The 18,560-nt window shown below is 60.6% G+C and carries 15 protein-coding genes and 2 pseudogenes; 5 read left to right on the top strand and 12 right to left on the bottom strand.

Translation table 11 applies throughout. The features are described 5' to 3' along the window. Positions 1–482: pseudogene (locus ACT6VE_RS31255) on the top strand (IS5 family transposase); the annotation flags it as partial. Positions 483–498: 16 nt separating this feature from the next. On the opposite strand, the gene ACT6VE_RS31250 reads toward ACT6VE_RS31255, so the two are convergent. Continuing rightward, positions 499–1,437: an AraC family transcriptional regulator gene (locus ACT6VE_RS31250; protein WP_444802138.1), complete on the bottom strand. Its 939-nt coding sequence runs from the start codon at positions 1,435–1,437 to the stop codon at positions 499–501. A gap of 107 nt (positions 1,438–1,544) precedes the next feature. On the opposite strand from ACT6VE_RS31250, the gene ACT6VE_RS31245 reads away from it, so the two are divergent. After that, complete coding sequence (locus tag ACT6VE_RS31245) at positions 1,545–2,753, top strand: MFS transporter (RefSeq protein ID WP_444802137.1); 1,209 nt, start codon at positions 1,545–1,547, stop codon at positions 2,751–2,753. A 219-nt stretch (positions 2,754–2,972) separates the two neighbouring features. On the opposite strand, the pseudogene ACT6VE_RS31240 reads toward ACT6VE_RS31245, so the two are convergent. Further along, a pseudogene (locus tag ACT6VE_RS31240) lies at positions 2,973–3,681 on the bottom strand (transposase); the annotation flags it as partial. A gap of 153 nt (positions 3,682–3,834) precedes the next feature. On the opposite strand from ACT6VE_RS31240, the gene ACT6VE_RS31235 reads away from it, so the two are divergent. Then, positions 3,835–4,740: an AraC family transcriptional regulator gene (locus ACT6VE_RS31235; protein ID WP_444802136.1), complete on the top strand. Its 906-nt coding sequence runs from the start codon at positions 3,835–3,837 to the stop codon at positions 4,738–4,740. A 447-nt stretch (positions 4,741–5,187) separates the two neighbouring features. On the opposite strand, the gene ACT6VE_RS31230 is transcribed toward ACT6VE_RS31235, so the two are convergent. Beyond that, entirely contained in the window at positions 5,188–6,111 is a 924-nt protein-coding gene (locus ACT6VE_RS31230; protein WP_444802135.1) for a homocysteine S-methyltransferase family protein, read from the bottom strand. 580 nt (positions 6,112–6,691) lie between these two features. On the opposite strand from ACT6VE_RS31230, the gene ACT6VE_RS31225 reads away from it, so the two are divergent. Next, positions 6,692–7,744 carry a sensor histidine kinase gene (locus ACT6VE_RS31225; RefSeq protein WP_444802134.1) on the top strand — a complete coding sequence of 351 codons (1,053 nt, stop codon included), beginning with the start codon at positions 6,692–6,694 and terminating at the stop codon, positions 7,742–7,744. 74 nt (positions 7,745–7,818) lie between these two features. Further along, positions 7,819–8,190, top strand: coding sequence for a response regulator (locus ACT6VE_RS31220; protein ID WP_444802133.1), 372 nt, complete (start codon positions 7,819–7,821; stop codon positions 8,188–8,190). A 137-nt stretch (positions 8,191–8,327) separates the two neighbouring features. On the opposite strand, the gene ACT6VE_RS31215 is transcribed toward ACT6VE_RS31220, so the two are convergent. The 9 genes from ACT6VE_RS31215 to ACT6VE_RS31175 form a co-directional block, all read right to left on the bottom strand. Then, complete coding sequence (locus tag ACT6VE_RS31215; RefSeq protein WP_444802132.1) at positions 8,328–8,699, bottom strand: COG4315 family predicted lipoprotein; 372 nt, start codon at positions 8,697–8,699, stop codon at positions 8,328–8,330. Between the two features lie 155 nt (positions 8,700–8,854). Then, positions 8,855–10,771 (bottom strand): ABC transporter ATP-binding protein/permease, encoded by a 1,917-nt coding sequence (locus ACT6VE_RS31210; protein ID WP_444802131.1) that lies wholly within the window; start codon positions 10,769–10,771, stop codon positions 8,855–8,857. Positions 10,772–10,848: 77 nt separating this feature from the next. Further along, on the bottom strand, positions 10,849–11,301 hold the full coding sequence (locus ACT6VE_RS31205; RefSeq protein WP_444802130.1) for a pyridoxamine 5'-phosphate oxidase family protein: 453 nt from the start codon (positions 11,299–11,301) through the stop codon (positions 10,849–10,851). An 806-nt stretch (positions 11,302–12,107) separates the two neighbouring features. After that, positions 12,108–13,535 carry an amidase gene (locus ACT6VE_RS31200; RefSeq protein WP_444802129.1) on the bottom strand — a complete coding sequence of 476 codons (1,428 nt, stop codon included), beginning with the start codon at positions 13,533–13,535 and terminating at the stop codon, positions 12,108–12,110. Positions 13,536–13,609: 74 nt separating this feature from the next. Further along, a complete protein-coding gene (locus tag ACT6VE_RS31195; protein WP_444802128.1) occupies positions 13,610–14,641 on the bottom strand; it encodes an extracellular solute-binding protein in 1,032 nt (343 codons plus the stop codon). A gap of 18 nt (positions 14,642–14,659) precedes the next feature. Continuing rightward, positions 14,660–15,469, bottom strand: a complete 810-nt coding sequence (locus ACT6VE_RS31190; protein ID WP_444802127.1) for an ABC transporter permease — start codon at positions 15,467–15,469, stop codon at positions 14,660–14,662. Then, the gene (locus tag ACT6VE_RS31185) at positions 15,462–16,409 is read right to left on the bottom strand and encodes an ABC transporter permease (RefSeq protein ID WP_444802126.1); all 948 of its coding nucleotides are present in this window, start codon (positions 16,407–16,409) and stop codon (positions 15,462–15,464) included. Before ACT6VE_RS31185 ends, ACT6VE_RS31190 begins: the two co-directional genes overlap by 8 nt. 7 nt (positions 16,410–16,416) lie before the next feature. Continuing rightward, positions 16,417–17,517 (bottom strand): ABC transporter ATP-binding protein, encoded by a 1,101-nt coding sequence (locus ACT6VE_RS31180; protein WP_444802125.1) that lies wholly within the window; start codon positions 17,515–17,517, stop codon positions 16,417–16,419. 112 nt (positions 17,518–17,629) lie between these two features. Next, complete coding sequence (locus tag ACT6VE_RS31175) at positions 17,630–18,541, bottom strand: LysR substrate-binding domain-containing protein (RefSeq protein ID WP_444802124.1); 912 nt, start codon at positions 18,539–18,541, stop codon at positions 17,630–17,632. Positions 18,542–18,560 lie beyond the last annotated feature (19 nt).

Below are 18,560 nucleotides of genomic sequence, written 5' to 3'. Positions count from 1 at the left end.
GACGCAACCTATTTGAAGGCGCATCGCACGGCCTCAAGCCTGCGGTTAAAAAAGGGGGGCTTGGGCGGTTAATCGGGCGCACCAAGGGCGGCATGAACACGAAGTTGCATGCTCTCGCCGATGCGAATGGTCGACCGCTCAGCTTCTTCATAACCGCCGGTCAGATCAGCGACTATACCGATGCAGCTGCCCTTCTCGATGATCTGCCCAAGGCGCAGTGGATTCTGGCCGACCGTGGATATGACGCCGACTGGTTCAGGGATGGCCTGCAGCAGAAGGGTATCAAACCCTGCATTCCCGGGCGCAAATCCCGGTCCCTGCCGGCCAAATACGACAAGCGTCGATACACGCGCCGCAGCCGCATCGAGATCATGTTCGGTCGCCTCAAGGATTGGCGCCGCGTCTCCACCCGGTACGACCGATGTCCGACTGTCTTCTTCTCCGCCCTCGCTCTGGCCGCAACTGTCATCTTCTGGCTGTGATCAACGAGTCCTGACCCTAGGAACGCGCGCTTCCATTTACTTTCCGATGTTCGCGAAACTGGCTCGGCGATGCACCAATGATGCGTTTGAAGGCACGGCTGAAGGACGCCTCGGATTCGTATCCGAGGCGTTCCGCAATCACGGCGACGCGTTGCCCTTCCCCCAGCCACTGGTGTGCCTGATGCATGCGCATCCGGGCGACGTACCGCGCGGGCGTTTCACCGACAACGGTGGCAAAGCGCTGGGCAAAACCGGATCGCGAGGCGCCCATGTGGCGGGCCAGTTCGCCGACACTCCAGTCATGGGATGGATTGAGATGAATGGCTGCAAGAACACGGCCGACTTCCGGGTTTCGGACGGCCGCTAGCCAACCGGTCGAGTCGCCGCAGCCATGTTCCACCCAGGTCCGGATGATCGTGGCGGTCAGCACGTCAGCCAGACGGGAAAGAATACCCCCTGCCCCGACGCGGTTCATATCCACCTCCCGCATCATCGCATCGAGCAAGAGCGGGATCGTCGGCTCGCTGGCGGCCAGATCGCTGGTGCGCATCACGTCCGGCATCAGTTCCAGGAGCGGGTGCCGTTTGTCGACGTTGAACCGCATCACCGCAAAGAACAGGAGGTTGTTGGTGTCGGGTAGGGCGCATTGCAGATCGACGATGCCATCGCAGAGGCGTTTTCGAGCCATGCACTCCACCGGCGTGGGCGCCACGCCTGGCTCACTTGCCAGAACATGAGCATCGCCGCGTGGCAACAGGACGGCATCACCTGCGTTCATTTCCGTCCATTCACCGGAGGGCGATTGCAGATAGGCGTGACCGGCGGCCAGGAAATGGAACTGCGCTTCCACCTGGGTCGGATACGCCGTTGCCCACGGGGCAGAGGGCTGGCAGCGGCCATATTCTACGCCATCAAGGCGTAAGCCCCGCAGCATCTCGGTCAATGGGTCATTCATCGGCGCGCGTTCCTATTTGGACGAATAGTCATGCCTTCTGGATTTTCCAGCATAGAAACACCGCCGCATCCCGTCTAGCGTCCTCTCAACACTTTTGGAGACAGCAGATGAACAGCAATCAAGAGACAACCGGCTTTCGTGCCGACGACGGCCACACCAAGCCTGCCTGGGCGGGCGTGATTTCCCTCTCGCTCGGCGTGTTCGGTCTGGTCACGGCGGAGTTTCTGCCGGCCAGCCTGCTGACACCGATGTCGCAGGACCTCGGTGTCAGCATCGGCGCGGCTGGACAATCGGTAACGATGACAGCGGTCGTCGGCGCGATTGCCGGCCCTGCCATCGTGGTCGGCACGAGCCGCTTCGATCGGCGCTATACGCTTCTGGGGCTCACTGCGCTGCTGATCCTGTCCAGCCTCATCACTGCCTTCTCCAGCGGGCTGCCCATGCTGCTTTTCTCGCGCGCGTTGCTTGGCATCGGCCTTGGCGGGTTCTGGGCCATGTCACTGGCTCTGGCGATGCGGCTGGTACCGGAACGGCTAATGCCGAGGGCGATGGCCATCATCATGGGCGGCGTGTCCGCCGCAACGGTCTGCGCAGCGCCCGTTGGCGCCTGGATAGGCGAAATCATGGGATGGCGGTTCGCCTTCGTCATCACGGCCATACTCGGCGTGCTTGCGCTTCTGACACAAGCGATCACACTGCCTGCCATGCCATCCACCGGTCCGGCCAACCTCGGCACAATGGCCACCGTCCTGCGTCGCCCTGCTATCCGCATCGGGCTCCTGACCATACTACTGGTTGTCGCTGGCCACTTCGCCGGATTTACGTTCATACGCCCGTTCCTGGAGAATGTGCCACATTTTGGCGTCGAAGGCATTTCGGGAATTCTGCTGGCATTCGGCATCGGTGGTTTCTTCGGTAATTTTGCTGGCGGTTTTATTTCCGAGCGCAACACCGCCTTGTCGATGACGCTTGCGGCAGCCGGTATCGCCATCACAGCCTTCGTGCTGAGCTTTGCAGGCGCCTCGCCGGTCGTCGCCACGGTCGCCACTACACTCTGGGGCTTTGCCTTTGGCGCGCTCCCCGTCAGCGTCCAGAGCTTCGTCACCCAGGCGGCATCCGATGAACCGGAGAGTGCCGGCGCATTGACGCTGACAACCTTCCAGATCGCCATTTCGAGCGGTGCGGTGTTCGGCGGCCTGATCGTCGGAAGCCATGGCCCGGCCGGGGTCTTCGCCTTCGCCGGGTTGTCCGCCCTGCTCGGCGCTACCCTGATCGGGTTTGCAAGTCGCACGCGGCTGGCGGCGGCTGCCGGATAGGACACGAACTCAGACGTCGAATGATCAGCCAGCCGTATCATCCCCTCGCACGCTCCGGCTGACCATTCGCCCGCATCAATACCATTAGCACAAGGCCGAGCGAGAACTCTCCTGGCTCGGCCTTGTGCGTAAGCCAACCGTTAAACCGAAATCGACGTGACAGCACGGGTCCAAAGTCTATTTCACCCCGTGTCGTTTTGCAGTTAATCGAGTTCATCCTCAATTTCTGTGATTCAGCGGCAGCATTCTCGCCCTTATCAGCTCTGGGCCAGCGCGACCGTACATTGCTCGCTTCAGCATCTCGAGGCGGTTGATCTGCCCTTCGGCTTGACCGTTGCTCCAAGGGAGTTCGATTGCATTTTTGACGGCATCAATATCCGGCAAAACGCATGATTGCCGTGAGCTCGGTGTCGATGGCATCGTCAATCCATTCATCCAGTGCCTCCAAGCTCCTGCTGCGCAAGATGCCGTTGAAGCGCATGGCCAAGCCACGCATAATGGCGAACGCTCGAGAGCCCCGCTTCAATGCGTTGACCTTTTTGGCCTGACGATCTGTCAGCAGGCCGCTCGGTTTTACGCATAAAGCTGCAGCTACCACAGACGAGATCATATGGCCCGTGTCAGGATCGCGGACGGGTTCTGAAACATCCATCCCCGGAGTCGGCTCGTCGGGTTGAATGTTTTCGACTTCACGCCACACCTTCAACAGGCGCTCCAGATTGGAGCGCCTGCCCGTGTAACCGCGGTTCTTGACATCGTAAAACAGATGGCGCCCAACCCGGTTTCCATTTTTCCAGCATTCAGCCAGGAAAGCTTCAAAATAAGGTGGCGATGTCGGATTCAATGTCGCCCGATTCCTGTCTCGAGGTGCATTGGAAGTAAGCCAATTCGCGATGCTGCGGCGCTCGTATCCGGTTCGCCTTGCAATCTAGCTGTAAGTGAGGTGGTCTGCCCCCTGAATAGTGGTCCTTTTTGACATATGGCTCATGAGCCGAAGAAGGACATTGAAATGGCAGCGAAAAGACACAAGGCGGAAGAGATTGTCACGAAGTTGGAATCCTAACGTGAGGGAGCGTGTGCGATGGACATTTTGTCAGACGTGCTGCGCGCCGTTCGTTTATCCGGAGCGCTCTTCTTCGACATTCGTGCGAGTGCGCCATGGGTGGGTGCGTCACCGAGCACGGCCGACATCGCCGCTGCGGTTATGCCCGGGGTGGAGCACGTTATCTCTTTTCATGCTGTTATCTCAGGGTCGTGCTGGGCGGCTCTCGACAATGACCCGGCCCCGCCTATCAGAATGAACTCTGGCGATGTCGTAATTTTTCCCGGAGGAGCGCCGAACGTCATGAGCTCGTCGCCTGGCGGGACAGGCGAACCAAACATGGGCATTTATCATAAGCCCGCGGATATTGAACAGCTACCCTATCAACTGATCCATGGTGGAGGCGGCGACGTGCAGACGAGGTTCATCTGTGGCTACCTCGGATGCGACAGCAGGCCCTCTAATCCACTTCTCTCCGCCCTGCCGCCGATCTTCGCGGTCCGCAAGCCTCCAGACCAGGAGAGCTGGATTGTCGATCTGTTCGGTCACGCTCTAGGAAACAAGAGGGCGGGCAATCAGACGATCTTAGCCAAGCTCAGTGAACTCATGTTTGTCGAGGCCATCCGGTGTTACATCGAGTCATTACCCGCGCACTCTCTCGGATGGCTGTCTGGCCTACGCGATCGCCATGTTGCAAAGGCACTCCAGCTTATCCACGGCCGCCCATCGGAGAACTGGACGATCGACCTTCTCGCCCGGGAGGCGGGGCTGTCGCGCACTGCATTTTCGGAGCGTTTCGTCCACTTCGTTGAGGTGCCGCCAATGTACTACCTTGTTCAATGGCGTATGCAGGTTGCGTCGCGGCTCCTGGAAGAACGGGGAATGAGCATAGCTCAAGTCGGCAGTGCGGTTGGCTACGAGTCGGAGGCCGCGTTTAGTTGTTAGTTCAAGAGGCTCCTCGGCGTCTCGCCAGGCGCTTGGCAGAAGTGGAATCGTGCACAGTGAACCCGACGAACGGAGCCGTGAGGGCCGTATCGGCCCAACTGAAAGCTGAGGAAGTTGCGAGCCCGCCAACTGCGGATCAGGTATAGGCGAGTAGCTGCCCGGCTAAGATTGTGTGGACCGATCGCTATCAAAAAGCGCCCGAAATGAGGACAGTGCTTCACCATTGTCTCAGGGGCGCGAATGGTGCCTCGCCGCACCGAAGCGAGGGAGGGCCCGCCTGCTACTATCCTCTAGGCGCTCTATCGACGGCGCGGTGTCGGAAATTGAAGCCCCCGCCGATTACCTCGTCTACCTCATACGCGAGGCCCACCTGAGTATCAGCACCAACCGCAACACTTGTTTCGTCGTTGCGGCCGCGTCTGCCCTTAAAGCCCGACCATCTGGCGCTCAGACGCCCGCCGCGATCAGAGCCCTGATGTGCCGCATGTCGGAGCCGCAGCATCCGCCGACGACGCGCAGTCCAGGGAGCCGCTTTGCCATTTCAGCGCAAAGCGCGCCGAACTCCTGCGGATCACCATCATCAAGCTCGGTGGCTTCGTCCAGTTCGGCATGGCTGCGGCGCGAGGCGTTTGGCCGGACCATGCCAATCCGGTTGAGCCAGCGCGATGATAGCTGCTCACCGAAATGCTCGGGATGGGCGCAGTTGATCCCGTAATAGCGAACGTAGCCGCCAGTTGCGGCTTCCACCTCGCTGAGCGCGGAATCCAGGTCCTGCCCGGTCGGCAGCCGCCCGTCGGTCTCGACCGTGAATGAGAGTGCGAAAGGCAGACCAAGGTCGCGCGCCAGGTTGACCATACCGATAGCCTCGCCTGGATGGGTGATGGTGAAAGCCGATGCGATGTCCACACCTTCCTCAGCAAAGGTCTCCAGCTGGGCGCTGTGAAGACGGGCCGCCTCGGTTGGGGTCAGGAGCTGCTCGGGTGCATAGCCATCGCCTGCCGGCCCGAGCGCGCCCTCTATCAGGATATGGTCACGCCAGGGATGGGAGCCCCGCAGATCGCGGGCGAAGGCGATGGCGCGCCGGTTGACGTCCCGGATCCCTACGTCGTCGAGCCCGAGCTTCGGCCCCCAGCCGCCATTGGCGCGCCAGGTCGGCGTGCCCATCACAAAGCCTCGGCTCGCGGCTTGGGCCAAGTCGAAATATGAAACCGCGTAGCGCCGCAGCATCTCTCGCCCCTCTGGGCTGTTGAGCAGCACGAAGGAAGCGAACATCGGCATTTCGGCGCCTTCGCGGAAGATTAGGTCCGTCTCCATCCCCCCGTCACTGATGAAAGGGGCTGGCGACGAAAACAGGCGATCAAGTATACCCATGATATCCTCCCTCGCAGAAACTATTGTAGCAAATTTCGGCAGCGTCGTCGAACTTGGTAGCGGGGCGCCGCCGGTTTTCTCCACGTCGCCAATGACCGGGTGCCGGACTTATCATCGACCCACGAATCCCGTCAGAGGGCCTTCACCGAAGGATACAGTATTATCAAGCTGCGCGGTGCGGCCGCGTGCTTTGACGCTGTTGCTGTGGATGGGCCTCATTTTAGGACAATTGTGTTCAGCATCAACCGGGTTTGACCCAGTTTTCCTTAAGCGCTGCCCTGCAGAACCGGCGTAAAGAGTTCCATGAAAAGCAGTTTTCTGGCCAGGCAGAGGCCATGGAGAGATGACAAACTGGGTCGATTTCAGGTGATAGCCGATTATGAGCTCTTGATGGGATTCGAACGGGCAATCCCGCCGTTCCGCTCGAGATATCAGCGACCATGACGATTAAGTGTAGAGCCTGTTCAGGCTTGATATGATATGCTCTCTCCGAGCGTCAGCAGAAGATCCGTGTCCGGCGACGTTCCTGCCGAGTGATGGCTCGTGCCCCGCGAGTTTTCGGCCCTCGAGGGCCATTTCCATGTCGAACGCACCGATCGTCCATTTCGAAGCAGCGAGTACGCTTGCCGTGGTGGTCTCGTCGAACGAGCCACTACTTTTCCTCTCCAGAGACCAGAAGGTCATTGCAGCGAGCACATCGTTCTGCCGGACGTTCGAAATCGATCCGTCGACCATTCACGGCAAACCGCTCGGTTCGCTTGGAAATGGCGAATGGGCAATGCCCAGCCTCGCCTCGCTCCTGAGGGCAACCGCTTCCGGAAGCGCGCGGATCGAGGCTTACGAAATCGATCTCCAGTGGCCGAACCGCAAAACGCGACAGTTGATTGTCAATGCGCAGATCCTCGACGACGGCGACAACGCGAATGTCCGGCTTTTGCTAGCCATCACTGACGTGACGGACGCGCGCGCCGAAGCGAAGCTGAAAGATAATCTTATCCGGGAGAAGGCCATCCTGATGCAGGAGGTCCAGCACCGGGTCGCAAACAGCCTGCAGATCATTGCCAGCGTTCTTATGCAGAGCGCACGCCGGGTTCAGTCCGAGGAGGCGCGCGGTCATCTCCACAACGCCCATCACCGCGTCATGTCGATTGCGGCCGTGCAGCGGCAGCTTTCTATCTCCAACGGCGGCAACGTCGAACTTCGGACCTACTTCACGCAGCTTTGCGAAAGCCTCGACGCTTCGATGATTGCCGACGACGACCGGCTCTCGATATCGGTGACCGTTGATGACAGTGCGGTGGAAGCCGATGTTTCCGTAAGCCTCGGGCTTATCGTGACCGAATTGGTGATCAACGCGCTCAAGCACGCCTTCCCGGGGCAACAGACCGGCACGATCGTCATCGACTATTGCTCGAGGGGCAGCGGCTGGGCGCTTTCTGTCACTGACGACGGCATCGGCATTCCGACCGGCAGCCTTGCCCCCAAGGCCGGGCTGGGGACCGGCATCGTCGAAGCGCTTACCAGGAACCTCGAGAGCGAAATACAGGTGAGCAATGCAAATCCCGGCACCGCCGTGACCATCAGGCACCGGGGAGACGCCGATCGCCAAATAAAACTTCCAGCAGCCGCATAGGAACTTATCTCCCGCTGCAACGCTGTAGCAAGGAGCGGGCAAGGCTCCACTTCAATGATACCCCTGAGGGTCAGATGTTCAACGGCAAGGCGCTCATCCTCGTGGTCGAAGACAGTGCGCTCATCCGGATGAGTGCCGTTGATCTGGTGCTATCTGCTGGGTACGAGGCCCTTGAAGCTCGGGACGCCGACGAGGCAATTCGCATCCTGGAATCGAGAGCAGACATAGACCTGGTGTTCACGGACATACAGATGCCGGGAACGATGGACGGCATCAAACTGGCCCACTACATCCGCGACCGGTGGCCACCGGTGAAGTTGATCGTCGCGTCTGGCAATGCAATCATCAAAGAGAGCAACCTGCCGACGGGGAGCCGATTCTTCGCGAAACCATATCAAGATCACGCTATCGCAGACGCAATGGCCCGTATGCTGTCGAGCCAATAGGATTCTCGCGGTGCGGAGCCACGGCCTTCATTCACATCATCGGAAATGAATGCCTTTTGTTATGCCCTCTGCAATCGAGACCGGCACTACGGCAGCGGGCGATCCGAAGACCGCCCGTTCAAAAAATCGTGGATTGGTTACTTGGCCAGATGCCAAACGCCCCCAACACCGTCGCCGTTGGTTTCACCGGCCTTCTTGTCCTCGGCATATGTGTAGAGCGGCTTGCCTTCATAGGCCCACATCTCCATGCCGTCAGCCGCCTTGACAAGAGACCATTCTCCTTCAGCCTTGGCGCTCGCGGCGGCGTGGAATGCCGGCCATTTCTTCAGGCAGTCCGCATCGCAGTTGGACTTGTCTTTGGCATCCTTATCGAAAGTATAGAGGATCATCCCCTTTTCGTCGGCCAAAGCCTTGCCCATCTTGGTGTCGACCATCTTGGCAGGCTCGGCTGCGAAAGCCGACCCGCCCAGGGCAGATACCAGGCCGATCGCAATCAACATCATTCTCATGACATTCTCCAATTCGGGAGTGCCGGCGGAATGCCAGTAGCGCCCGATCTAACGAGGAGAAACCCTCACAAACGGAAGAGGTTCCATTGGGTATCACCCTATCGGAACGGTCGAAGAAGCACCGGATAGTGAGGGGTGAACCGGCCCAGTCGCCGTCACCTCGCAGCCCTATAACGCCACGCCGCGATGGGTATTTTTTCTGCCACCCCGTTCTCAATGGTGAGCACGCTGTCGAAGAAATCGGCGCCGCTCGCGGATCGTATGGGCGAAACATCATGCATGACGGCGATCACCGTCGCCTCCGGGCAATGGTCCCTGATCGCCTGATGGAACGCGTATACGGCCTGGGTATCGAGCGCGCTCGTTGCCTCGTCGAGAAACAGCAGGCCCGGCCGCAGCAGAAGGATCCTGGCAAGGACAAGCTTCTGCTTCTGGCCTCCGGACAGAAGCAGGTCCCAGCTTTGACCGTCGCGGCCATCCTTGAGGAGTTCGTCGATGAGCTCGCCGAGCCCCGCCTCGTGCAACGCCACCGCGACACGCGTATCAGGGTAGTCGTCGGCCGCGTCCGGAAGACAGACGAGATCCCTCAAGGACACGGCCTGAAGCTTGACGTCCTGGGCGGCATACAGGGTTCTGACATGCTTTGGCATCACGATGATACCGAGACCATGCGCCCACAGACTGTTGATCGCCTTGAGAAGCGATGTCTTGCCGCTTCCCGACTCGCCAACGACCAAGGTCCACTCGCCCGGCAGGAACCGTAGATCTGCGGCGGCCAGAAAAGGAAGCTCGGTCCCCACATGCAGAAGTTCGATCCGGCGAAGAGTAAGGCCGAGCGCGGGTTCCTGCTTGGTGTACTGGAATTCGTAGAGACCGGTTTGCGAATAGAACACCTCGGGCCGCTGAACGGTTTCGATCGCCTCCGCGAGATCGGTTATGCGGCGGGCATTCGCCGTCAGCGTTGCAATGTCGGGCATGACGTGAATAAACCACGAACACTCGTTGATGAGTGCATTCGCCAGTTCGGCCCCTGTCACGTAGTGTTGCAGACTGACCTTGTTGTCCATGTAGGGAAGCAGGCCCGGTGCATAGGCGACGATCCGCGAGCCGATGAAATTATGGACGAGCTCGAACCCCATATAGCCGGCGGTCACCCGGTTCAGGCTGGCCCAGGTTTTGTCGATGTCGAGATACCGGCGCAAATTGACGGCCTTCTGGGCCCTTTCGCCATGGAGGACGGCAACATGGAAGCTGCGATGCAGGAGGGTGTTCAATTCGGCGCGATAGCTGCCCTCAGCCCATTGCATGCGCACCGACAGGCTCTGGAGGATCCCGCCGAGCTTCGCTGCGACGACAGTGTTGAGCGACACGTAAATCGCGACCGCCGCGAAGGCCAGACACGCGCTGCCATAGCTGCCCAGAAACGCGAGCCCTCTGACATGGCTCGACATCTCAATGAGCTTGCTGCCGACGAAGCCAAGGGACAGGACGACGCCGGCAATGCCCATCGCGAGCCCGATTGCGCCCCCGGTCATGCCTTTGATCGATTCCTGGACCCGTTGATCGACATTGTCCGGCGCGGGGGCAGCGGATCCGGCCGCGTCGGATCCGAATTGCTGAATATGGAAATGCGTATGGTTGGTATCGAGCAAGGCTTCGTTGAAGCGCCGGTCGAGCCACTCACGCCATTTGCGGTGGAGTGTGGTCGAAAAGAAATGGCGGACTGCCGTGAAACACACGTCCTTCATGATCGCGATCGCGGCAAGTGTTGCCGCTGTCGTCAATAGGGCCGTGGGTGTGCTGGGTGTAGTTGGATGGTGGAAGTAGGCGATCCGATTGATCAATTCGCCCGAGGTGACCGCGAACCAGACGCTGGCCTGGGCGGACAATGCCGTCAGCACGAGGATGGCGCCTGTCAGTCCCCAGGCCTCGCGCCAGCTTTCGGAAAACCAGTAGGCGCGCATCAGGCCCCAGAAGCTGCGCATTGACGAAAGCGGGCTTGTGTGGCGGCGCGTCGCGCGGCCGAGCACCCGTTTGATGAACGCGCCTGTTCGCCGAGCATGACTCCGCATTGCGGCTACATCTCTCCATACCCATGCAAGCACAATTTGGGGCAAGTACAGCGGTTAAATGAATGCCGGACCTAAATTCAGGCCATCGCGGCCTGCCGCCCCGACAATGTGTCTATCTCCACGCGATAGAAGACGGGCCGCGTTTGTGCGTCTGGATGCGCAACCCCTTTAGGCTTGTAGGCGCCCGGCTCCCACCAGTTGCCACGCTCCTGCAGGAGCTGCCAGGCACGCATATGTTCGCCATGGTCCTTTTCGTCGTCAGGCAATTCCCGGTAGAGACCCTCGAGAAGGATGCTCTTCCATTCCTCCGAGGTCACCAGCTGCTCGACCTGCACGCAGACGCGTGGATTGAAGCGAAGGCTGTCAATCTTCTTTCCGGGTAGCGAAAAGCTATAGAAAGCGCGTTTCTGGTAGACGTAACGGATCGGCACGACATATGGGCGGTCATCGGAGATGCATCCCAGATGGCCGATGGAGTTCGCCGAGAGCGCGGCCTCGCATTCCGCCCTTGTCATATCCCGCAAAATCATTCTGACCTCCCGGCATGGCTGCCATGGAAAGCGCGGCGATGGACGCCCGCCGCCTGTAATCGATTTTGCGCCTTTTCCCGCGCGCTGGCAAACGGGGCGGCGCGACAGGCATATCGCGGCCATGCCGATTTTCCTACGGAACAAGGCCATTATGGACATAACCACCCTTCTCATCATCGTCCTTATCGTCGTTCTATTGGGCGGCGGCTTTTATGGTCGTGGGCGCTGGTATTAAGCTACACCTTCCCTCGCTCGGGTGGCGGCAAACCAGTTACGGCGAGCGTGCCGACAAATCGGGTACCCTTTGCGCCCGAGCATAGCGGCGTTTGACAGGAGCGACAGCAGTATCGCGTTGTGGTGGGGCGGACGTCGGCCGACGCCCCGATCGTTGCAGAGCGTCATGAGGAAGAAGCGATGTGACCGGCGCGACGTCGCTTCTTTTCGCCCGGCAGGTTTACGACCCGCTGGGCTGCGCGAGAATCTTACACGTCCAGCTCTCTGCTCTTGAACGGATTCGAACGATCAACCCCACATGTAATGAGGTTCTTTCGCCAATCTCAGGAGCAAGCAAGCATTGGCCTGCCCAGTTATGCGGTCTACAAGCGCGCTGCCCAAGGCGACCTCACAAGCGATGTCGACACTGGTTGCGCGGCACGATGGGCCACATGATCCGAGGGCAATGAATTTCTGCTTCTTCATTCGTCCGTCCTCACAGGCCCTAATCTCTTCTGGAGGAAATTCTCACTCGTGGAATCAACATTCAAGCGGTACCGAGCCTCGATTTCTCCATTCCGAAGATTGCATTATCAGCCTGCATGCACCGGCGGCCGGCGGCCGTGCCACGGACGCGCCTGCTCTAGGTCGCGGGCAACGCGCACCAGCGTCGCCTCGTCGGCGAAGCGGCCGACGATCTGGATACCGACCGGCATGTTGTTGCGGTCGAGACCGAGCGGCAGACTCACGGAAGGCTGGCCGGTGGCGTTGAACGTGCCGAGGAAGGTGAAGAGCGTCGTGTCGCCTTCGGAGAAGCCCGCGGCCGAAAGGTCCGGGCGGGTCGTGGAGAAGCGGCCGTGCTCCGGTGCGGTCACCGGTGTCGTCGGGGTCAGCAGGATATCGTAGCCGGCTGTCGCCAGAGCGACATCGTGGCGGATTTTTCGCAGGGTCTCGAAGATCGAGACGATTTCGGCCGGTGACATGGCGAGTGTCTGGTGCATCAGCTTGAGGATGACCGGTTCGAGGGTCGTCTCATCCAGCGGGCGGCCGAGAGCAGCGGCGACCGCCGGCAGTTCGGCAAGCCCGAGATTGAAGCCGCCCATCACGCCGATCATGATGTCCTGCGAGTTCACCGGAGAGGCGATTTCTTCGACTGAGTGGCCCATGGCCGTCAGCAGGGCCGCCGTTTCGTCCAGGGTGGCCAAGACGTCTTCGGCGATCTGCACACTGCCCCATGCCGCGCGGGCGATGCCGATGCGCAACTTGCCGGTCGGTTGGTTCAGTTCCTCGACATAGGGTCTTTCCGGCTGGCGGATGATGAACGGATCGCCCGGCTCCGGCCCGGAGAAGACGTCGAGTGCCGCGGCCATGTCGCGCACCGTGCGGCAGACGACAAACTCGCGAGCAAGACCGAAAAGGGAATCCTGATGATCCGGCCCGCCGGAAACCCGGCCGCGCGAGGGGTTCAGGCCGACGAGGCCGCACCAGCCGGCGGGAATGCGGATGGAGCCGCCGCCATCCGAGGCATGTGAAATCGGCACTACCCCGGCCGCGACCGCTGAGGCCGCGCCTCCGGACGATCCGCCGGCAGAACGCGCGAGGTTCCACGGATTACCCGAAATGCCTTCTAGGATGGTTTCCGTGAAGCCGGCAAAAGCAAATTCCGGGACGGCGCTGCGGCCGACGAAACGCAGACCCGCCGCCTTGGCTCGGGTGGTGTAGTAGCTATCGAAGGTGGCGATATTGCCTTTCATCAACCGACTGCCATACTCCTGCAGGCGCCCGGCCTCCTTGGAGCCGACATCCTTGCGCAGGAACGGCACACCGGCGAAAACCCCATCCTCCGGTCCGGTAACATCCTCTGCGTCAGCATAGAATTCGACGACCGCATTGATCGCCGGGTCGACCTTGTCGTGCGCCACGCGGGCAAGCGCGGTCAGTTCGGGGGCAGAAATCTCCTTGCGCTTGACGAGGTCGGCAAGACCGGTGGCGTCGTGGCTGCAGTATTCCGAAAGCTTCATGGCAAATCCTGATGGTCGTCGGGAAAAGGAGGGCGCGGATGCGCGGCACAGAAGCGCAGCCGCCTGTCGACGGCTTATCGCAGCACGTCCGTCCAGATCTTGGTGTAGAGTGCCTGGACATCGGCCGGGCAGGTTCGGGCAAGTTCGCCAGCGGCCTTCAGGTCCTCCGGAATGTTGAGTTCGGGCGCATTCTTCATGTCCGCAGGCATGAACTGTTCGGAACCCTTGATGCCGTTGCCGTAGCGGGCAAAAGCGGAGATCATGGCGGCGTTTTCCGGGTCCATGACGAAGTTCATGAAGAGTTTTGCGTTCTCAACGTTCTTGGCGTCCTTGAGCACGGCAAGACTATCGGTCCACAGCGGGTAGCCTTCCTTCGGATAACCGAAGACGATAGCGGGATTTTGCAAGCGGGCGCGGAAGGACGCGCCATTCCAGCTGGTGCCGGCAGCAAAGTCGCCCTTCACGGTCTGCTCAATCGTACCGTAGTCGACGGCAAGCCATTTCGGCTTGGCGGCCACCAGAAGATCCCGGGCCTTTTTCAGAACGGATAAGTCGCCCGAGCATGCCTCGCCGCCGACATAGTGGATGGCGAGGAACATTACGTCGGACATTTCCGGAATGATGTTGAGCTTGCCGGCAAGCTCGGCCGGCGGATCGAGGAAGATGGCCGACGTGTTCGGGTCGCCCGCGTAGACCGACGTATTGACGAAAACGCCCGTCACACCCCACTGCCACGGAACGGAATAGTGGCGGCCTGGATCGAACGGCACGTCAACCCACTTCGGATCCACATTCTTGAAATTCTCCATCTGGTCCGGCCGCGTTTCGAGCAGCAATCCTTCCTGGATCCAGATTTCCATAGCATAGCTCGGCGGCACCACGACGTCAAAACCGTGACCGCCCTGGCGCACCTTGGCAAGGGCTGTTTCATTGGAATCATAGTCCGTGACGGTGACCTTCACGTCGAACTTCTGCTCGAACTTCTTGATGAGGTCCGGGCTGGTGTAATTGCCCCAGTTGAAGATGTTGAGTTCGCCGGCGGCGTGGGCGGCGGTAGAGCTGAGCAGCGCGAGGCCGAGTGCTGCCGTGCCGAGAATACGGGTCATGTGGTTTCCTCCCATGGGTTAGTCCTTCTTGCGGCTGATAAAGAAGAAGACGGTGACGATGGCGACGGAGAGCAGCAGGAAGACCGTCGAGATCGCGTTCATTTCCGGAGTGACGACCCGGCGCAGCTGGCCGAGCATGTAGGTCGGCAGCGTGTCCTGGCCGCCGGACTTGACGAATTCTGTGATGACCACATCGTCGAGCGAGATGACGAAGCCGAGCATCAGGCCGGCGAGGATGCCGGGCCACAAGAGTGGCAGCGTCACGCGGCGGAAGGCCTTGAAGGGCGTCGCGTAAAGGTCGGCCGCGGCCGTCTCCAGCGACAGGTCCATAGTCTCCAGCCGGGCGCGGATCGGCAGGTAGGCGAAGGGAATGCAGAAGGCGGTGTGCGCGGCGATCAGATAGCCGAGGCCGGAATAGCCTGTCGCCATCTTGATGCGCGAGAAGAAGATCAGCAGCGCCACCGCGACGACGATTTCCGGCACCATCAGCGGCATGTTTATGAACGCGTATTTGGCGTTGAGTCCGCGGTACTGTCGTGTACGGGTGGTGGCGACGGCGGCCATCGTCGCGACGATCGTGGCGATGAGAGCGGCACAGGCGGCGATCTGCACCGAGCGGATCGAGGCCTCGACCACCTTGTCGTTGTTCCACGCCGCCTCGAACCAGCGCAGCGAGGCGCCCTCCCAGCTCGCGATCGACGTGCCGGAATTGAAGGCGAAGACGACGAGGGCCGCGATCGGCAGATAGAGCAGGAAGAAGCAGAGGATTGCGACAGTCGGAAAACCGCCCTGGCGCTGGACGTCGAAGACGCCGGTCTTTTTAGCCATGAGCATGTCCTCCCTGACGGCCGGCGGCGCGGACCTGGACCATGAGCGCGACCATGACGATCGCCAGCAGCGCCATGGAGAGCGAGGCGCCGAGCGGCCAGTTGCGGCCCTGGCCGAATTGCAGCTCGATCAAGTTGCCGAGCATCATCTTGCTGCCGCCGCCGAGCATGCGCGGGGTGACGTAGGAGCCGAGCGACGGGATGAAGACGAGGATGGAGCCGGCGACGATGCCGGGCTTGACGAGCGGCAGGATGATGCGTTTCAGCACCCGCCAGCGGCTGGCATAAAGGTCATAGCCGGCCTCGACGAGGCGGAAATCGACCTTCTCAAGGCTTGCATAGAGCGGCAGCACCATCAGCGGGAAGAAGACGTAGGTCATGCCGAGCAAGATGGCGAAGTCGGTGTACATCATCTGGATCGGCGCGGAGATGATGCCAATCTTCATCAGCGTGGTGTTGATCATGCCCTCGTTGCGGATGAGCTCCTGGATGGCGAAGGTGCGGATGAGGAGGTTCGTCCAGAAGGGGATAGTGATCAGGAAGAGCCAGATTTCGCGGGTGCGGTCGGGGCGGGTCGCGATGAAGTAGGCGGTCGGGAAGCCGAGGAGCAGCGTGGTGACGGTGGTGAGGATCGACAGCCACACCGAGCGCCAGAAGATCGAAAGGTTGGCATCGGCGATCGACCAGGTGCCGTCGAAAATATCCTTCTCGAAAAGCACCGAGATCCAGGCGTCGGGCGAGAACGTCCAGATGACGTCGCCGTAGCTGCCGGGCGTCAGGAAGGAATAGGCGAAGACGATCGTCAGCGGCCCGATGGCCGCCAGCGCGATGATGGCGAGCGCCGGCGCCGAAAGGAGCCAGCGGTTGCGGATATCCTGCGCCTCGACCCGGCGTGCTGCTTCGCTTGCTGTACTTGTGATGGGGCTTGTGACTGTGCTCATAGGGCGCTCAATCCTTCAGCACCTGGGCGGCGCACGTTTCGAGCACGATGCCCACGACATCGCCTTCGGCGAGACTGGTACCCTGTTCCAGGCTGTTCTGGCGGCGCACGCAGAAGCTCTCGCCGCTTTCGAGCGCGACGTGAAAATGGGTGTCCGTGCCGACATAGACGATGCTCGAAAGCCTGCCGCGCAGATGTGCGCCCTCCGGATTGGCAACGATGGCGGCATGTTCCGGCCGGGTGACGACGGTGACGCTGCCGGCGGGCGAAAACCCGTCCGCCAAGCGCGCAGTGACACGCGCTCCGCCGGGCAGCACGACCTCGGCCTTGTCGCCGGAGACCGAGGCGACCTCGGCCTTCAGGAAATTGATCTCGCCGATGAATTCGGCGACGAAGCGTTCGGCGGGCCGGTCGTAGATATCGCGCGGGCCGCCGATCTGAAGGATCTTGCCGGCCGACATGACGGCGATGCGGTCCGACATGGTCAGCGCTTCTTCCTGGTCGTGCGTGACGAATATGAAGGTGATACCGGTCTGGCTTTGCAGGCGCTTCAACTCGATCTGCATGTCCTTGCGCAGCTTGTAGTCGAGCGCGGAGAGCGGCTCGTCGAGCAGCAACACCTTGGGCTGCGGGGCAAGCGCGCGGGCAAGCGCCACGCGCTGCTGCTGTCCGCCGGAAATCTGCGCCATCTTGCGGTCCTTGAGGTGACCCATCTTGACGAGCGCCAGCATCTCGTCGACGCGCGCCTTGATCTCGGCCTTCGGGCGGTCGAGCATTTCGAGCCCGAAGGCGATGTTCTCGCCCACCGTCATGTGCGGAAAGAGCGCGTAGAACTGGAAGACCGTATTGACCGGTCGCTTGAAGGGCGGAAGCGTTGCAATGTCTTCCCCGTAAAGCCTGATCTCGCCGTCCGTCGGATAGGTGAAGCCGGCGATCATGCGCAGCAATGTGGTCTTGCCGCAGCCCGACGGCCCGAGCAGAGTGAAGAACTCGTTCTCACGAATGTCGACGCTCACACGGTCGAGGGCCTTGAACGGGCTGTCGCCCGTTCCGAAGACTTTGCTGACATCACAGACTTTAATGGCACTTGCATGCTGTCGATCAGGCACGTCGATAACCCCCCGTTTTCCCGGATTGCAAGGTCGGGAAAAACAGGGCGATGACAAACATCATTTCCGCACCTATAGATGCAGAAAAATCAATTGACCGAATATCAAAGGTTCAGCTCAGCCGCATGAACCGCTTGTGTTCCTCGATCTTCGAGGTGAGCCAGTCGCGAAACGGTCGGATACCCTGTTTGCCACCTGCCCCGGCGCGCTGGCGCAAATAATAGCCCGCACTCACCTTGTGTCGATTGGGCAGCGGTGCAACGAGTTCCCCGCGCCGAAGAAAGTCTTCGGCCATTATGGTGTCTGCCAGCGCGACGCCGCCGCCCTTGATGGCTTCCCGCATAAGAAGTACCGCATCGTGGAAAATCGCGCCCCGATTGGCTGTGGACGCGACTGCTGTTCCTTCCCGCGCGAGCCACTCCTCCCACCAAGCCGTCGTTCCCTCATGCAGAAGGCGGTGCGCAACGAGATCGGCGACCTCCCGAATGGGGTGTTCCCCCTGCGCAAGCGATGGCGCGCAGACGGGCAGCACCGTCAGGGGTAAAAGTGGTTTGAAAGATGGGTCGTTGTGATTCTCGAATTCGGAGAAGATGAAGAGGTCGGCATTGCCAATATCGTTATCGGAGGAGGTAGACACCTCGAAGTCCAATTCCGGATGCAACCGGTGGAACTCCTCCAGCCGGTCGGCTAGCCAAAGGCTAATGAAGGTAGATTCACCGCCAAGCGTGATGATATGAGACCGGCCGCGCCGCACCTGCATGTGCACCGCGGCCTCCTCCGTCGCTGTCTCGATAATACGGAAGGCCTCACGCAACCGATGCGCATAGCTTTCCCCACGCGACGTCAGCGTGACGCTACGCACCCCACGCACGAAAAGCTTGGCTCCGAGTGTGTCTTCCAGCGAGCCTATATGGCGGCTGACCGCAGAAGGCGACAGGGCCAGTTCGGCGGCTGCGGCCTTCAAGCTGCCCAACCGGGCAGTCGCTTCAAAAACCCGAAGTGCATTGAGGGAAGGCAAGTGCATCGTACAAGACAAAAGGATA

The organism is Shinella sp., from assembly GCF_052438155.1.
Classification (GTDB): Bacteria; Pseudomonadota; Alphaproteobacteria; order Rhizobiales; family Rhizobiaceae; genus Shinella.
Note: the sequence above shows the minus strand (reverse complement) of the source record. Positions and strands in the feature narration are given on the sequence as shown.

Bases quoted from the DNA above. Each gene is read 5' to 3' on its own strand.
- ACT6VE_RS31195 (WP_444802128.1), bottom strand. From the start codon at position 14,641: ATGACCCGTATTCTCGGCACGGCAGCACTCGGCCTCGCGCTGCTCAGC.
- ACT6VE_RS31230 (WP_444802135.1), bottom strand. From the start codon at position 6,111: ATGGGTATACTTGATCGCCTGTTTTCGTCGCCAGCCCCTTTCATCAGT.
- ACT6VE_RS31200 (WP_444802129.1), bottom strand. From the start codon at position 13,535: ATGAAGCTTTCGGAATACTGCAGCCACGACGCCACCGGTCTTGCCGAC.
- ACT6VE_RS31245 (WP_444802137.1), top strand. From the start codon at position 1,545: ATGAACAGCAATCAAGAGACAACCGGCTTTCGTGCCGACGACGGCCAC.
- ACT6VE_RS31190 (WP_444802127.1), bottom strand. From the start codon at position 15,469: ATGGCTAAAAAGACCGGCGTCTTCGACGTCCAGCGCCAGGGCGGTTTT.
- ACT6VE_RS31225 (WP_444802134.1), top strand. From the start codon at position 6,692: ATGTCGAACGCACCGATCGTCCATTTCGAAGCAGCGAGTACGCTTGCC.
- ACT6VE_RS31215 (WP_444802132.1), bottom strand. From the start codon at position 8,699: ATGAGAATGATGTTGATTGCGATCGGCCTGGTATCTGCCCTGGGCGGG.
- ACT6VE_RS31205 (WP_444802130.1), bottom strand. From the start codon at position 11,301: ATGATTTTGCGGGATATGACAAGGGCGGAATGCGAGGCCGCGCTCTCG.
- ACT6VE_RS31250 (WP_444802138.1), bottom strand. From the start codon at position 1,437: ATGAATGACCCATTGACCGAGATGCTGCGGGGCTTACGCCTTGATGGC.
- ACT6VE_RS31175 (WP_444802124.1), bottom strand. From the start codon at position 18,541: ATGCACTTGCCTTCCCTCAATGCACTTCGGGTTTTTGAAGCGACTGCC.
- ACT6VE_RS31220 (WP_444802133.1), top strand. From the start codon at position 7,819: ATGTTCAACGGCAAGGCGCTCATCCTCGTGGTCGAAGACAGTGCGCTC.
- ACT6VE_RS31210 (WP_444802131.1), bottom strand. From the start codon at position 10,771: ATGCGGAGTCATGCTCGGCGAACAGGCGCGTTCATCAAACGGGTGCTC.
- ACT6VE_RS31235 (WP_444802136.1), top strand. From the start codon at position 3,835: ATGGACATTTTGTCAGACGTGCTGCGCGCCGTTCGTTTATCCGGAGCG.
- ACT6VE_RS31185 (WP_444802126.1), bottom strand. From the start codon at position 16,409: ATGAGCACAGTCACAAGCCCCATCACAAGTACAGCAAGCGAAGCAGCA.